Consider the following 14532-nt stretch of genomic DNA (forward strand, 5'->3'; position numbering starts at 1 on the left):
AAAGGAGCAATGAGCATGAGCAACCGAGCCGAATCCTTCCTGGTGGGCCTTATCGGTGAAGGCGTATCGCCCTCGCTGACGCCGCCCATGCATGAGAAGGAGGCCGACGTCCAGGGGCTGCGCTACCTGTACCGGCCCATCGACCTGCTGGAGCTCTCCCTGCCCGGCTCCGCCGTCGGCGATTTGCTGACCGCAGCTTCCCGGCTTGGCTACAACGGCCTCAACATCACGCATCCGTGCAAGCAACTGGTGCTGCCGTTCCTGGACGAGGTGTCCGAGGACGCAAGGCGGCTCGCCGCTGTGAACACCGTGCTGATCAAGGAAGGCCGCTTCATCGGCCACAACACAGACTTCTCCGGTTTCGGTTCCGCTTTGGCCAGCGGGCTTCCCGACGCCGGTCTGGACCGCGTCGTCCAGCTCGGAGCCGGCGGTGCCGGCTCCGCCGTCGCCTATGCACTCCTGTCTGCGGGGGTCAGGACACTGGACCTGGTGGACGTCGACCCCGCGCGCTGCGCCGAACGGGCGGCGGAACTCGCCGCCCTGTTCCCGGGCAGCACCGTCACGGCGCGTACGACGGCGGAGCTGCCGCAACTCATGCCGCTGGCCGACGGTTTGGTGCACTGCACCCCGGTGGGCATGGCCGCTCATCCAGGCCTCCCACTGGACATGTCCCTTGTGGAACCCAGGCACTGGGTGGCTGACATCGTCTACCGGCCGATCGAGACCCAGTTGGTGCTCGAGGCCCGCGCCAAGGGCTGCCGCGTGCTCGACGGCGGACGCATGGCCGTGGGCCAAGCCGCAGACGCTTTCCGCATTTTCACCGGCCGCGACGCCGATCCGGAACGGATGCGGGCACATTTCCTGGAGCTGGTGAGCGCCGAAGAGTCCACAGCTGAAGGGTCGAAGTCCGACAAGGCACTCGCCGGAGCGGGGCACTGATGCGCACGGGAATCGCCACGGTCTGCCTCTCCGGCACGCTCAAGGAAAAGATGCAGGCCTGTGCCATCGCCGGCTTCGACGGCATCGAGATCTTCGAACAGGATCTCGTCACCTCGCCGCTCAGCCCGGAGGATGTGCGGAAGATGGCCGCGGACCTTGGACTCGGCCTGGACCTCTACCAGCCGTTCCGCGACTTCGACAGCGTCTCCGAAGACATCCTGCAGGAAAACCTGCGCCGGGCGGATGCCAAGTTCAAGCTCATGTCCCGCCTCGGCATGGACACCATCCTGGTGTGCACCAATGTGGGAACCGCCACGATCGACGACGACGACCTCCGGGCCGAGCAGCTCTCCCGACTGGCGGAATTGGCCGGGGACCACGGCGTCAAAGTAGCGTACGAGGCCCTGGCCTGGGGCAAATACGTCAACGATTACGAGCACGCGCACCGCTTGGTGGACACGGTGGACCACCCCAACCTGGGCACGTGCCTGGACTCCTTCCACATCCTTTCCCGTGACTGGGATACCGCGCCCATCGAGGCCATCAAGCCCGAGAAGATCTTCTTCGTCCAGGTGGCCGACGCCCCGAAGCTCTCCATGGATGTGTTGTCCTGGAGCCGCCATTACCGCGTCTTCCCGGGCGAAGGACAGTTCGAACTGGCCAAGTTCATGGGCCACGTGGCCCGCGCGGGCTACTCCGGCCCGGTCTCGCTGGAGGTCTTCAACGACGTCTTCCGCCAATCCGATGTGGAGCGCACCGCCGTCGACGCGATGCGCTCGCTGATCTGGCTTGAGGAACAAAGCGCCAAGTGGCTCGATGCGAACGCGGCGTCCCTCGCGGCGGGAGCCGCCAGCGGTGACTCGCCCGCCAACGCTGCCGGCCGCCGTCGTTATCCCATGGAACTGGCCACGCTGCCCAAGGTGGCCGAACCGGCAGGCTTCAACTTCGCCGAGGTCAAAACCGATGAGCCCGCGCAACTCGAAACGCTTTTGGGCCAGCTCGGCTTCGAATTCGACGGCCGGCACCGGACCAAGGACGTGCAGTTGTGGTCCATGGGGCAGGCGCGCGTCATCATCAACGAACAGGCGCCCTCGCACAGTGAACCCGCCATCGCGGCGCTGGGGTTCGACGTCGACTCTCCCGTGATTGCCTCGGCCCGGGCCCAGCAACTCAAGGCCCCCGTGGTGCCACGCAAAGTCCAGGCGGACGAGGAAGTGTTCCAAGGCATCGCCGCCCCGGACTCCACCGAGATCTTCCTGTGCCAAGGCAGCCCGGACGGGACGGCGGCATGGACGCATGAGTTCGGCGAAGGCCTCGAGCACCCTTCGGCGGGAGCGCAAGCGGTGATCGACCACGTGAACCTCGCCCAGCCCTGGCAGCACTTCGACGAAGCAGTCCTCTTCTACACGAGTGCCCTCGCACTGGAACCTCAGCCGTTCGCCGAAGTGGCGAGCCCCAGCGGCCTGGTGCGCTCGCAGGTCATGGTGACGTCGGACCGAGCCGTGCGCCTGGTCCTGAACCTCGCTCCCGTGCTTCAGCAGGAACCCGGCCAGCAGGAACCCGGCCAGCAGGGACCCGGCCAGCAAGGCAACGGCGCCCGCAAGAGCTACCAGGAACACATCGCCTTCGCAGTGGATGACCTCGTGGCCACGGCCCGGGCGGCGCAGGCACGCGGACTCGACTTCCTGCAGATTCCGGCGAATTACTACGAGGACCTGGATGCGCGCTTCGCGCTGGATCCTGCCTTCCTGGCCACCCTCAAGGAACTGAACCTTCTCTACGACAGGGATGCCAACGGTGAATTCCTTCACTTCTACACCGCCACGGTGGGCAACGTGTTCTTCGAAATGGTGGAACGCCGCGGCAACTACGACGGGTACGGCGCCCCCAACGCCCCCGTGCGGCACGCCGTCCAATACGACTCGGTTCACGCGCACAACCTGCACCGCTGAACAGAAACGCAAGCAGAAACCAGGAAAGCAACCACCCGAAAGGAGCCGGCCGTGCTGCTAGACGCAAATGCCGGGCACTACCAAGACGACGACGAGCTCGTACCGGCGGCCGAACCGCATGCCGCCCACGCGCCGTCGGACGCCGCCGTCGAAACCCAAGCGGATCTCAGCGCCGAGATCAAGGCCATCGGCGAAGCGTACGCCCGGGCGCTCAAGGACGGTGGTGCGCCGGAGACCCAGCCCCGCCTTGACTTCGCGCCGTACCGCAGCAGCATCCTGCGCCACCCCACCAAGAGCCTGCACCACGCCGATCCGGAGACCATCGAGCTGTACTCGCCGGCGTTCGGGCATCAGGACGTGCACGCCTTGGAATCCGACCTCACCATCCAGCACAACGGCGAACCCCAGGGCGAGCGGATCATCGTGCAAGGCAAAGTGCTCGACGGCGACGGCCGCCCGGTTGCCGGCCAGCTTGTGGAGATCTGGCAGGCCAACGCCGCCGGCCGCTACATCCACAAGCGCGACCAGCACCCCGCCCCGCTCGACCCGAACTTCACCGGCGTCGGACGCTGCATCACCGGACCGGACGGCTCCTACCGCTTCACCACCATCAAGCCCGGCGCCTACCCGTGGAAGAACCACCTCAACGCCTGGCGGCCGGCGCACATCCACTTCTCGATGTTCGGCACGGATTTCACGCAGCGCATCGTCACCCAGATGTACTTCCCGGGTGACCAGTTGTTCCCCCTGGACCCCATTTACCAATCGATCGTGGACCAGGACGCCCGCGACCGCCTCGTCGCCAAGTACGACCACGAGCTGACGAGCCCCGAGTGGGCCCTCGGCTACAACTGGGACATTGTCCTGAGCGGGTCGAAGCGGACCTGGACCGAAAACGAAGCCTTTGGCGACGCCGGGGATGAGGAGTAGACCATGAGCAAGCTGACACCCACACCCGGCCAGACTGTTGGCCCGTTCTACGGCTATGCCCTCCCCTTTAATAAGGACAACGAGCTCCTCGCTCCGGGCAGCGCCGGAAGCATCCGCCTGCAAGGCACCGTGTACGACGGCGCCGGAGACGCCATCCCGGACGCCATCCTGGAGATCTGGCAGCCCGACGCCGAAGGCAAGGTGGTCCAGCGAACCGGTTCCCTGGTCCGCGATGGCTACACGTTCACCGGCTGGGGCCGCGCCGCGGTAGGCAACTCCGGCGTCTTCTCCTTCACCACGGTCAACCCCGGACCCACGGAAGCGGGAGCGGCTCCGTTTATCTCGGTTGCCGTCTTCGCCCGTGGCCTCATGAACCGCCTGTTCACCCGCATCTACTTGCCGGAAAACGAGGAAGCGCTCGCGGCGGATCCGCTGCTCAGCTCCCTCGATCCCGAGCGCCGGAGCACCCTGATCGCACGCCGCGACGCGGATGGCGGACTCACCTGGGACCTGCGCCTGCAAGGCGGGAACGAGACTGTCTTTCTCGATTTCGAAGGCGCCTCCCAGTGAGTGGCGACGGCGATTTCGGGCTGCTCAGCCCGGTTTCGGCATCGCCCGCCGTGGTGGCGCTGACGGGTGACCGTGCGGTGATCGCGGCCATCCTCGACGTCGAGACCGCCTGGGCATCCGTGCTCGAAGAGGCGGGCTTCGCGCCCGCCGGTTCCGCCGCCGTCGTCACCGAGGCCGCGGAATCCTGGGCCTACGACGCCGCTTCCATCGCCGAACGCGCACAAGGCGGCGCGAACCCGGTCATTCCGCTGCTGGCCGATCTCCGGGGCAGGGTCAGGCAGCTCGACGCCGGGCATCCCGGCGGGTCCATCGGCGCGCTTGCCGCTGTGCACACCTCCCTGACCAGCCAAGACGTCCTGGATTCGGCCCTGATGCTGCTCGCGCACCGCGTGGTTTCCGCGCTTCTCGCCGAAGTACAAGGCACGACGACGGCGCTCGCCGCCCTTGCGGCACAGCATGCGGACACGCTGTGCGTGGGCAGGAGTCTGACGCAGCATGCGCTTCCGTTCACCTTCGGACTCAGGGCGGCGCAGTGGTTCCATGGAGTGGCCGCCGCGGCCCGTCGCCTTGAATCCCTGGAGTTGCCCGTGCAGTTCGGCGGGGCCGGCGGCACCCTGGCGGCCGGTACTTTACTCACGGAAGGCTCGTCGTCGAGCCCCTTTGCGCTTGCCGATGCCTTGGCCGGGAAGCTGGGACTGGCTCCCGCTCCCGCGCCGTGGCACACGAACCGCCTGGCTGTCACTGGACTCGGCGACGCCGTGGCTTCCCTCACGGACTCCTTCGGCAAGATCGCCTCGGACCTGCTGTTCCTCAGCCGCCCCGAGGTTGCCGAGCTGGGCGAGCCCCTTGCCGCGGGTCGGGGCGTTTCCTCTGCCATGCCGCAAAAGCAGAACCCGGTGTTGTCCGTGCTGATCCGCAGCGCAGCTCTCCAGGCTCCCGGGCTGGCAGCGCAGTTGCACCTTGCGGCAGCGAACTTCAACGACGAACGCCCGGACGGTGCCTGGCACAGCGAATGGCAGGCCTTGCGGGGCTTACTCCGGCTCGCACTTGGCGCCGCCACCCACTTGCGCGAACTTGCCGAAGGGCTCCGCATCTTTCCCGAGGCGATGCGCCGCAACCTGGACATCTCCGGGCCATTGCTGCTCAGCGAAGCTGTTGCATCCTCCGTTGCTCCGCTCCTCGGCGCGGACAGGAGCGACGCAAAGGCGCGACTGCAAGCCGTCGTCGACGAGACCCTGCAAGCTCCGGTGGTGGAGCAGGCCCGCATCTACACCAAGCTCCTCCGCGAAGCCGTGCCGGCCAGCAAGCTGTCCGACGAGGAACTGAAGGCACTTTTGGACCCTGCGAACTACGTCGGAGAGGCCGCCGAGATCGGCCGTCGCATCCTCGCCGCGTACCCCGAATTCACACACACCAATCCGAAGGGAGCCGATCGTGGCTAAGCCCATCGTCAAGGCGGTGTTGCTGTCCCCGCAGCGCACCCTCGGGGAGAAGCCGCTCCTGGTGGTGGGGCCCTCGCTCGGAACGTCCACGGTGCTGTGGAGCGAGACGGCAGCCCTGCTCGGCGGTGAGTTCGACGTCATCGGCTGGGACCTTCCCGGCCATGGAGTCTCACCCGTGGCCTCCGAAACGTTCAGCGTCGCCGAGCTCGCCGACGCTGTGGTGGACCTCGTGGACTCGATCGCGCCCGGCGCTGTGTTCCACTACGCCGGGGATTCCCTTGGCGGCGCCACCGGCCTGCAGCTCGGCATCAAACACGCAGAGCGGCTCAAAACCTTGTCCGTGCAGTGCACCGGAGCGAAACTCGGTACGCCGGAGGGATGGCTGGAACGCGCCGAAACCGTTCGTGCGCAAGGCACCGCGGTGATGATCCAGGGTTCCGCGCTGCGCTGGTTCGCTCCGGGTTTCATGGATCGCCAGCCCGTGGTCAGCAGCCGTCTCCTGAACACACTGCGGGACGCCGACCGCTTCAGCTACGCCTTCTGCTGCGAGGCGCTTGCCGGATTCGACGTCCGCTCCGAGCTCGGCAGCATCACCGTCCCCACGCAGGCGCTGGCCGGCGTCGAGGACACTGTTGCGCCGCCGTCGTTCGCTGAAGAAATTGCGGACGGCATCAACGCCGGATTCAACAGAGCCGGCGGCACTGCTGTCGCTATTGCGCTCGACGGCGTCGGGCACCTTGCGCCCGCGGAGGCGCCCGCCGTCGTCGCGGACCTCATGCGGACGTTCATGACGGAGGCCGGAAAATGAGCACTGATTCTTCGCGCGGCGCCGTTCAGCGCGACGCCACCTCGCAGGAAATCTACGACGCCGGCATGGTGGTCCGCCGTGAAGTGCTCGGCGACGCGCACGTGGACCGCGCCAACGCCAAGAAGGACGAATTCACCGAGGACTTCCAGGACATGATCACCCGCATCGCCTGGGGCGGCATTTGGACCCGCCCGGGCCTGACGCGGCAGATGCGCTCGGCCGTCACCATCACCGCGATGGTGGCGCACGGGCATTGGGAAGAACTGGCCATGCACATCCGCGCGGCCATCACGAACGGGCTGAGCAGGGTCGAAATCAAGGAAATCCTGCTGCAGACCGCCATCTATTGCGGAGTTCCCTCCGCCAACACCGCATTCAAGACCGCGCAAGGCGTTTTCGCGGAACTCGACGAGACCTCCGAATCCCCCGAACCCGCGAGCCCCACCCCACCCAACTGACTCGCATTAGATGTCGTTTTGAGCCCTCATAACGACATTAACTGCGAGCTAGTTGGGACTACTGACACTTAGAGGAGACCCCATGAACCAGGCGTATGTGTACGACGCCGTGCGCACACCTTTTGGAAAGTTCGGTTCCGGCCTTGCCGGGGTGCGGCCGGATGACCTCGCGGCCCACGTGGTGCGCGAGGCCGTGAAGCGCGCGCCGGATTTGGACGTCGAGCGGATCGACGAGGTGGTGTTCGGCAACGCCAACGGCGCCGGCGAGGAGAACCGCAATATCGCCCGCATGGCCACCCTCCTGGCCGGACTCCCGACGTCGATCCCGGGCACCACGGTCAACCGCTTGTGCGGCTCTTCCTTGGACGCCGCGATCATCGCCTCCCGCCAGATCAACGCCGGCGACGCCGAGCTCATGTTGGTGGGCGGCGCCGAGTCCATGTCCCGTGCACCCTGGGTGCTGCCCAAGACCTCCAAGCCGTACCCGGCCGGCGACATGACCCTGGCCTCCACTACCCTGGGCTGGCGCCTGGTGAACCCGGCGATGCCCAAGGACTGGACCATTTCCCTCGGCGAGGCCACGGAGCGCCTGCGCGAGAAGTACGGAATCACCCGGGAGCGGCAGGACGAGTTCGCAGCGGCCTCGCACAACCTTGCCGCCGCGGCGTGGGACGAAGGCTTCTACGACCAGTTGGTCACCCAGGTTCCGGGCACGGAGTTGGTCCGCGACGAAGGCATCCGGGCGGGTTCGACGGCGGAGAAGCTCGGCGGGCTCAAGACGGTGTTCCGTCCGGAATCCAGCGACGCTGCCGCAGGTAAGACAACAGGCGGCACGGTCACGGCGGGAAACGCTTCTCCGCTGTCCGACGGCGCCTCCGCGGCCTGGATCGGCAGCGAAAGCGCCGCGGGGCTGCTCGGGCTGGAGCCGCTCGCCCGCATCGCCGGCCGTGGGGCCCACGGAAACGATCCCCAGTTCTTCGGCTACGCCCCGGTGGAGGCCGCCAAGAAGGCGCTCGCGAAGGCGGGCATCGGCTGGGACCAGGTGGGCACCGTCGAACTTAACGAAGCGTTCGCCGCGCAGTCCCTGGCCTGCATCGATGCGTGGGGGATCGACCCGTCCATCGTGAACCGGCACGGCGGCGCGATCGCGATGGGCCACCCGCTGGGCGCCTCCGGCACCCGGATCCTGGGGACCTTGGCCCGCAGCCTTCAGGCTTCCGGTGAGCGTTGGGGTGTCGCGGCGATCTGCATCGGTGTCGGGCAGGGCCTGGCCGTCGTGCTTGAGAACGTCAGTGCCGGAGTTACGGCACAATCGGTGAAGGGCTAGGGCAATGCTGAAATTCATTGACACGGTCGGCGAAGCAGTCGCCGGCATCAAGGACGGCTCCACCGTCATGATCGGAGGCTTCGGAAACGCGGGCCAGCCGTTCGAACTCATCGACGCGCTGCTCGATTCCGGCGCCACCGACCTCACCGTGGTGAACAACAACGCGGGCCAGGGGGACCAGGGCCTTGCACTGCTCATCAAGGAAGGACGGGTCCGCAAAATGATCTGCTCCTTCCCGCGCCAGTCCGATTCCTGGCACTTCGACGCCAAGTACAAGGCCGGGGAAATCGAACTGGAACTCGTGCCGCAAGGCAACCTGGCCGAGCGCATCCGGGCGGCGGGCGCAGGGATTGGCGGGTTCTTCACGCCCACCGGCTACGGCACCATGCTCGCCGAAGGGAAGCACACGCGCTTCCTCGACGGAAAATGGCAAGTGTTCGAGACGCCCATCCACGCCGACGTCGCACTCATCAAGGCGCTCAAGGCAGACGGGAAGGGCAACCTCGTGTACCGGAAAACCGCCCGGAATTTCGGCCCCATCATGGCCGCAGCGGCGAAGCACACCATCGTCCAGGTGTCCGAGATCGTTCCGACCGGTGCCCTGGACCCGGAGAACGTGGTGACCCCCGGAATCTACGTCAACAGCATCGTGAAGGTGGCCTGACATGAGCAACCAAACCTCAACAACACCCTTGGGCCGTGACGATTTGGCGCGGCTCGTGGCGCGGGACATCGCTCCGGGCTCGTTCGTGAACCTCGGCATAGGTCAGCCTACGCTCGTCTCCAACTACCTCACAGAAGAGCAGAACATCACTCTCCACACGGAGAACGGGATGCTCGGGATGGGCCCTGAGGCCAAGGGGGACGAGATCGACGGCGACCTCATCAACGCCGGCAAGATCCCCGTCACCGAGCTCCCCGGCGCTTCGTATTTCCACCATGCCGATTCCTTCGCGATCATGCGCGGCGGCCATTTGGATATCTGTGTGCTCGGCGCTTTCCAGGTGTCCGCCAAGGGCGACCTCGCCAATTGGCACACCGGAGCACCGGACGCCATCCCGGCCGTCGGCGGTGCGATGGACCTGGCCACGGGCGCGAAGGACGTGTTCGTCATGATGACGCTCCTGACCCGCGAGGGCGGGTCCAAACTCGTGGAGCACTGCAGCTACCCGCTTACGGGCGTGGGCTGCGTGACCCGCGTGTACACGGACAAAGCGGTCTTCCTGATAGGGCCCGACGGCGTGACCGTGCGTGAGACGTTCGGCTGCACCTTCGAAGAGCTCCAAGCCATGGTGCCGGTCCCGCTGGTGCCGTTCGACGAGAAGGCGGCCGGCGCCGTCGTCGGCGTCTAGCGCGCCTAAAGTCGAGCGCGAACTGGCAGCAAATGCCCTTTGGAAGCAATCCAAGGGGCACGTGTTGCCAGTTCGCGCCAATAAGATTGGTAACCATGACCGACGCAGCAGTAGCCGGGGTGCCGCAGGCAGGTGCTCCCCAAGCGAGTGACCAGTATGTGCAATCGCTGGCACGCGGATTGTCCGTGATCCGTGCTTTCGACGCGGCCAACCCCGTCATGACGCTCAGCGAGGTGGCGGCACGCACCAACCTGACGCGTGCCACGGCCCGTCGGTTCCTGCATACCCTGGTGGAGCTGGGGTATGTCCGCACGGACGGTAAGACCTTCGCGCTCACGGCGATGGTGCTGCAGCTTGGCTATTCGTATTTGTCGGCGTTGTCCTTGCCCCAGCTTGCGCAGCCGCACCTTGAGGAGCTCTCCCTGAAACTGGGGGAGTCGACGTCGGCCGCAGTGCTGGATGGCGCGGACATCTTCTACGTGGCCCGCGTGACCACACGGCGGATCATGACGGTCGGCATCTCGGTGGGCACCCGCTTCCCCGCCTACGCCACGTCCATGGGTAGGGTGCTCCTGGCCGGCCTGCCGCAGCAGAAACTGGACGAGTACCTGTCTTCGGTGGAGTTCAAGGCCCTGACGCCACGGACCATCACCTCGCGCGAAGAGCTGGTGGCCGAGCTGGACCGGGTGCGCAGGCAGGACTGGTGCGTCTTGGACCAGGAGCTTGAACTCGGGCTTATGTCCGTTGCAGCGCCCGTCCGCAACGCTGCCGGCAAGGTGGTGGCCGCCGTCAACGTCTCGCTCCAGGCTCAAAATGTCGCCGCGCAGCCTGATCCGCGAGCCTATATCGAGTCGATCCGGGAAGAAATCGTGCACACTGCAGGGCTGATTTCGGCGGATATTGCTGCCAGGCACTGAGCCGCCAAGAAGTTTCGGCGCCCGGAGGCGGAGTCTAGAGCCACAAGCTCGTCACGCCGGTGAGGCCTTGGACCTGGACCGGAATATTGCCGCTGCTCGTGGTGCTGTTGCCGAGTTGACCCTGCAGGTTGTCTCCCCAGGCGCGGACGGTTCCGTCATTGAGCACAGCGAATGCGTCGTGGAGGTTGCACGCCATCGAGCTCACGCCGGTGAGACCTTGGACCTGGACCGGGGTGCGGCTGTCGGTGGCGGTGCCGTTCCCGAGCTGCCCATACCAATTGGCACCCCAGGCGCGGACCGTTCCATCGCTGAGAACCGCGTACGCCGAGATTTCACTCGCGGTGACGCTGGTTACTGCGGTGAGACCCTGGACTTGGACCGGCGTGCTGCTGTTGGCGGTGCCGTTGCCTAGCTCGCCGTACGCGCCGAACCCCCAAGCGAAGACTGTCCCGTTCCCCACCACCGCGTAGGCGGTGCCGCCGTTGGCTGTGAGGGACACGGCGCCGGTGAGGCCTTGGACCTGGACCGGCGTGTTGCCGTTGGCGTTGGTGCCGTTGCCCAGCTGGCCATAGCCGTTGTAACCCCAGGCACGGACTGTCCCGTCAGTCAGGAGTGCGTAGGCCGTGCCGTAACTGGCCGTGATGGCGGAGACGCCTGCGAGACCGCTGACCTGGACCGGGGTATTGCTGACCGCATTGGTGCCGTTGCCGAGTTGCCCGGACTGGTTGCTGCCCCAGGCGCGGACGGTCCCGTCATTCAGTACCGCGTAGGCGGAGTCCCCATTGGCTGTGATGGAGCTGGCCTTGGCGACCCCGAGGACCTGAACGGGGATGCTGCTGTTGCTGGTGGTTGCGTTGCCGAGCTGGCCTGAGGAATTGTCGCCCCACGCCCACACCGTTCCATTGCCCAGCAGGGCGTAGGCAGTGCCTCCGCTGGCAGTGATGGATACGACTCCGGAGAGTCCGCTGACTTGGACGGGCACGCTGCTGTCGGTCGTTGTGCCGTTCCCGAGCTGGCCAAAACTGTTTCCACCCCAGGCCCACACTGTTCCGTTGATCAGCGCCGCGTACTTGGTGCCGGGGCTTTGGGCTCCCATGACGACCCCGGACAGTCCAGTTATGCCAAGCGGCACGCTGCTGAACGATGTTGTGCCGGTAACGCCGAGTTGGTGGTTGTAGTTGTCACCCCATGCGCGGATGGTTCCGTCTGCCAGCACTGCGAACGCGGTCCCTCGTGCCGCCGAGATCGATGCTGCTCCCGCGAGACCGGTGAGACCCGTGACTTGGGTGGGGACGTTGCTGTTAGCGGTAGCGCCGTTTCCGAGTTGTCCTGTCGGGTTGACTCCCCAGGCGCGGACCGTCCCGTCACGCAGCACGGCATACGCCACCGGATTGTTGGAATCCCCTTTGTCGGCAGTGATGGACGCGGCCGCCGTGAGACCGCTTAGCTGTACGGCAGTGGTGCTGTTGGTGGTGGTCCCGTTGCCCAGTTGGCCGGACTGGTTGAGGCCCCACGCCCGGGCTGTCCCGTCGCCCAGCACGGCGTAGGCACTGCCTTTGCCAGCCGCCATGGACGAGACGTTGCTGATGCCCTGCACACGGACCGGGGTGTAGCTCTCTGATGTCGTCCCGTTTCCGAGCTGGCCGCTCCCGTTGGCGCCCCAGGAACGCACGGTCCGGTCGGCCACCAGCGCGTATGCGTTGTAGTTGTTGGCCACGATGGAGGTGACTCCGCTGAGGCCTTGGACTTGAACCGGGGTGTTGCTGCTGTTGGCGGAGGTTCCGCTGCCAAGCTGCCCGCTCGAATTGTCGCCCCACGTGCGGACGGTTCCGTCGGACAACAGGGCGTAGGCGCTGAAGTCGCTCGCTATGACGGCGGCGACCCCCGTGAGGCCGACGACCTGGACCGGTGTGCTGCTTCCGCTGCCTGTGGTGCCGTTGCCGAGTTGACCCACGAAGTTGGAACCCCAAGCACGGACAGTTCCGTCATTGAGCAAGGCGTATGCACCGTAATAGGTGGCCGTGACCGCGGTGACGCCGGTGAGGCCTTGGACCTGGAGGGGCGTGCTGCTGAAGGTGATCCCGCCCCCGAGTTGTCCGCTGGAACTTTCGCCCCAAGCGCGCACGGTCCCGTCACCGAGGAGTGCGTACGCCGTGCGTCCGTTGATCGCGATCGATGTGACTCCGGTGAGGCCTTGGACTTGCACGGGAGTGCTGCTGTCGTTGGTGGTTCCGTTGCCGAGCTGGCCGGATTGGTTGCTGCCCCAGGCGCGGACGGTCCCGTCGGCCAGCAGCGCGTAACTGGTGGATCCATCGCCGGCGAACGACTTGACTCCGGAGAGGCCGGCGACGCCGGCAGGACTGGCGAGGTAAGGGGTGGTCCCGTTGCCCAGTTGGCTGGATTGGTTATTGCCCCAGGTGACCGCTGAACTGCTTGACGCGGAGGGAAGGTAGTAGCCCGCGACGTCGGCGATCAGCTGGGTGGCGCCGTCGGAACGGTTGAAGAGGGTGACCTTGCCGTCGGCCCCCACGGGGACGGTGACGGAGCTCGGAACAGTCTGGCCGCTCGCGAAGTTCACATTGGACGCATTCGGCCGGATGCTCCCCGAAGCGTAGGCGGTGATGAATCCGAACGATTGCGGGCCGGTGACGGTGAGGTTGAAAACAGCGGCCGCGACGTTGGGGGGAATCCCGCCCACGCCGCCCACCCGGAAGGACACCGTCCCGTCCGGCCCCGCAGGCGCGCTGCTGCGCGTATCCAGGAGTCGCGCCGGAGTCACCGGGACGAAAGCGCCGGGAGCGCTCGGGGTCCCGGCGAGGAAATAGCCGGCGACGTCGGCGATCAGCTGGGTGCTGCCGGAGGAGCGGTTGAAGAGGATGACTTTGCCGTCGACGCCGACTGGAACCGTCACGGAGTTCGGAACCGTTTGGTCTGTCGCGAAGTTGATGTTTGAGGAGTTCGGCCGCGTGGTTCCGGAGGCGTAGGCCGTGATGAACCCGAACGACGTCGGATTCGCCACGGTCAGGTTGAAACTCACCGCGGAGACCATAGCCGGAATCCCACCCACGCCTCCCACCTGGAAAGACACCGTCCCGTCGGGGCCTGCGGGCGTGCTGCCGCGGGTGTCCAGCAACCTGGCGGGGGCTATCGGGACGAAGGCGCCGGGTACGGTCGGCGTCCCAGCCAGGTAGTAGCCGGCGACGTCGGCGATCAGCTGGGTGCTGCCGGAGGAGCGGTTGAAGAGGGTGACTTTGCCGTCGCCGCCGACCGGTACTGTCACGGAGTTCGGCACTGTCTGGCCGGCGGCGAAGTTCACGTTGGAGGAGTTCGGCCGTGTAGCTCCGGAGGCGTAGGCGGTGATGAATCCGAAGGACTGCGGGCTGGTGACGGTGAGATTGAAGACCACCGTCGAAACCGAGGCCGGGATCCCGTTGACCCCGCCGACCTGGAAGGATACGGTCCCGTCCGGGCCCACGGGCGTGCTGGTGCGGGTGTCCAGGAGCCGTGCGGGTGAGATCGGAATGAAGGCGCCGGCCGCCGTCGGCCTCGCCGAGGTCCCCACGACAGCGACCGGTGCTGTCGCGGAACCGCCTGTACCGGCAGCCCCGGCGCCGGGAGCCGCAAGACCGGACAACATAAGCAGGACGCCCAATACCGCAGCCACGCCGGTGGCACCCCGCCTTAGCCGCGCACGCAAAGACACCATGAAATCCTCGAAAGACATGGCTCCCGATGACGGGCAAGCCGCTATTGATCCTCGCGAAAATTACCACATGGGCAGAGCAGGTTCCGGCTGCGGCGCGGAGTTCGCGGCTGTTAAGGATCCTTGGGTACCTC

General features: G+C 66.3%; 12 protein-coding genes. 11 read left to right on the forward strand and 1 reads right to left on the reverse strand.

The features are described from left to right. The first annotated feature begins 15 nt into the window (after positions 1-15). The 11 genes from ABD742_RS22775 (at position 16) to ABD742_RS22825 (ending at position 10695) form a co-directional block, all read left to right on the forward strand. Entirely contained in the window at positions 16-939 is a 924-nt protein-coding gene (locus ABD742_RS22775; RefSeq protein WP_234752860.1) for a shikimate dehydrogenase, read from the forward strand. Further along, the gene (locus ABD742_RS22780) at positions 939-2891 is read left to right on the forward strand and encodes a bifunctional sugar phosphate isomerase/epimerase/4-hydroxyphenylpyruvate dioxygenase family protein (RefSeq protein ID WP_234752859.1); all 1953 of its coding nucleotides are present in this window, start codon (positions 939-941) and stop codon (positions 2889-2891) included. Before ABD742_RS22775 ends, ABD742_RS22780 begins: the two co-directional genes overlap by 1 nt. Positions 2892-2945: 54 nt before the next feature. Next, on the forward strand, positions 2946-3821 hold the full coding sequence (gene pcaH, locus ABD742_RS22785; RefSeq protein WP_234753033.1) for a protocatechuate 3,4-dioxygenase subunit beta: 876 nt from the start codon (positions 2946-2948) through the stop codon (positions 3819-3821). Between the two features lie 3 nt (positions 3822-3824). Next, a complete protein-coding gene (gene pcaG, locus ABD742_RS22790) occupies positions 3825-4391 on the forward strand; it encodes a protocatechuate 3,4-dioxygenase subunit alpha (RefSeq protein WP_234752858.1) in 567 nt (188 codons plus the stop codon). Next, positions 4388-5833, forward strand: coding sequence for a lyase family protein (locus tag ABD742_RS22795; RefSeq protein ID WP_234752857.1), 1446 nt, complete (start codon positions 4388-4390; stop codon positions 5831-5833). The genes pcaG and ABD742_RS22795 overlap by 4 nt, the downstream gene beginning before the upstream one ends. Continuing rightward, the gene (locus tag ABD742_RS22800; protein WP_234752856.1) at positions 5826-6641 is read left to right on the forward strand and encodes an alpha/beta fold hydrolase; all 816 of its coding nucleotides are present in this window, start codon (positions 5826-5828) and stop codon (positions 6639-6641) included. Before ABD742_RS22795 ends, ABD742_RS22800 begins: the two co-directional genes overlap by 8 nt. Next, positions 6638-7099, forward strand: a complete 462-nt coding sequence (pcaC, locus tag ABD742_RS22805; protein WP_234752855.1) for a 4-carboxymuconolactone decarboxylase — start codon at positions 6638-6640, stop codon at positions 7097-7099. Before ABD742_RS22800 ends, pcaC begins: the two co-directional genes overlap by 4 nt. Before the next feature lie 82 nt (positions 7100-7181). Further along, on the forward strand, positions 7182-8426 hold the full coding sequence (locus ABD742_RS22810) for a thiolase family protein (RefSeq protein WP_234752854.1): 1245 nt from the start codon (positions 7182-7184) through the stop codon (positions 8424-8426). 4 nt (positions 8427-8430) lie between these two features. Further along, complete coding sequence (locus tag ABD742_RS22815) at positions 8431-9090, forward strand: 3-oxoacid CoA-transferase subunit A (protein WP_234752852.1); 660 nt, start codon at positions 8431-8433, stop codon at positions 9088-9090. A 1-nt stretch (position 9091) separates the two neighbouring features. Continuing rightward, positions 9092-9778, forward strand: a complete 687-nt coding sequence (locus tag ABD742_RS22820) for a 3-oxoacid CoA-transferase subunit B (RefSeq protein ID WP_234752850.1) — start codon at positions 9092-9094, stop codon at positions 9776-9778. Between the two features lie 95 nt (positions 9779-9873). After that, entirely contained in the window at positions 9874-10695 is an 822-nt protein-coding gene (locus tag ABD742_RS22825) for an IclR family transcriptional regulator domain-containing protein (protein WP_234752848.1), read from the forward strand. Between the two features lie 34 nt (positions 10696-10729). On the opposite strand, the gene ABD742_RS22830 is transcribed toward ABD742_RS22825, so the two are convergent. After that, the gene (locus ABD742_RS22830; protein ID WP_234752846.1) at positions 10730-14419 is read right to left on the reverse strand and encodes an RCC1 domain-containing protein; all 3690 of its coding nucleotides are present in this window, start codon (positions 14417-14419) and stop codon (positions 10730-10732) included. Positions 14420-14532 lie beyond the last annotated feature (113 nt).

This window comes from Arthrobacter ramosus, from assembly GCF_039535095.1.
GTDB classification, from domain to species: Bacteria; Actinomycetota; Actinomycetes; order Actinomycetales; family Micrococcaceae; genus Arthrobacter; species Arthrobacter ramosus.

Bases quoted from the DNA above. Each gene is read 5' to 3' on its own strand.
- ABD742_RS22775 (WP_234752860.1), top strand. From the start codon at position 16: ATGAGCAACCGAGCCGAATCCTTCCTGGTGGGCCTTATCGGTGAAGGC.
- ABD742_RS22780 (WP_234752859.1), top strand. From the start codon at position 939: ATGCGCACGGGAATCGCCACGGTCTGCCTCTCCGGCACGCTCAAGGAA.
- pcaG (WP_234752858.1), top strand. From the start codon at position 3,825: ATGAGCAAGCTGACACCCACACCCGGCCAGACTGTTGGCCCGTTCTAC.
- pcaC (WP_234752855.1), top strand. From the start codon at position 6,638: ATGAGCACTGATTCTTCGCGCGGCGCCGTTCAGCGCGACGCCACCTCG.
- ABD742_RS22810 (WP_234752854.1), top strand. From the start codon at position 7,182: ATGAACCAGGCGTATGTGTACGACGCCGTGCGCACACCTTTTGGAAAG.
- ABD742_RS22815 (WP_234752852.1), top strand. From the start codon at position 8,431: ATGCTGAAATTCATTGACACGGTCGGCGAAGCAGTCGCCGGCATCAAG.
- ABD742_RS22820 (WP_234752850.1), top strand. From the start codon at position 9,092: ATGAGCAACCAAACCTCAACAACACCCTTGGGCCGTGACGATTTGGCG.
- ABD742_RS22825 (WP_234752848.1), top strand. From the start codon at position 9,874: ATGACCGACGCAGCAGTAGCCGGGGTGCCGCAGGCAGGTGCTCCCCAA.
- ABD742_RS22830 (WP_234752846.1), bottom strand. From the start codon at position 14,419: ATGTCTTTCGAGGATTTCATGGTGTCTTTGCGTGCGCGGCTAAGGCGG.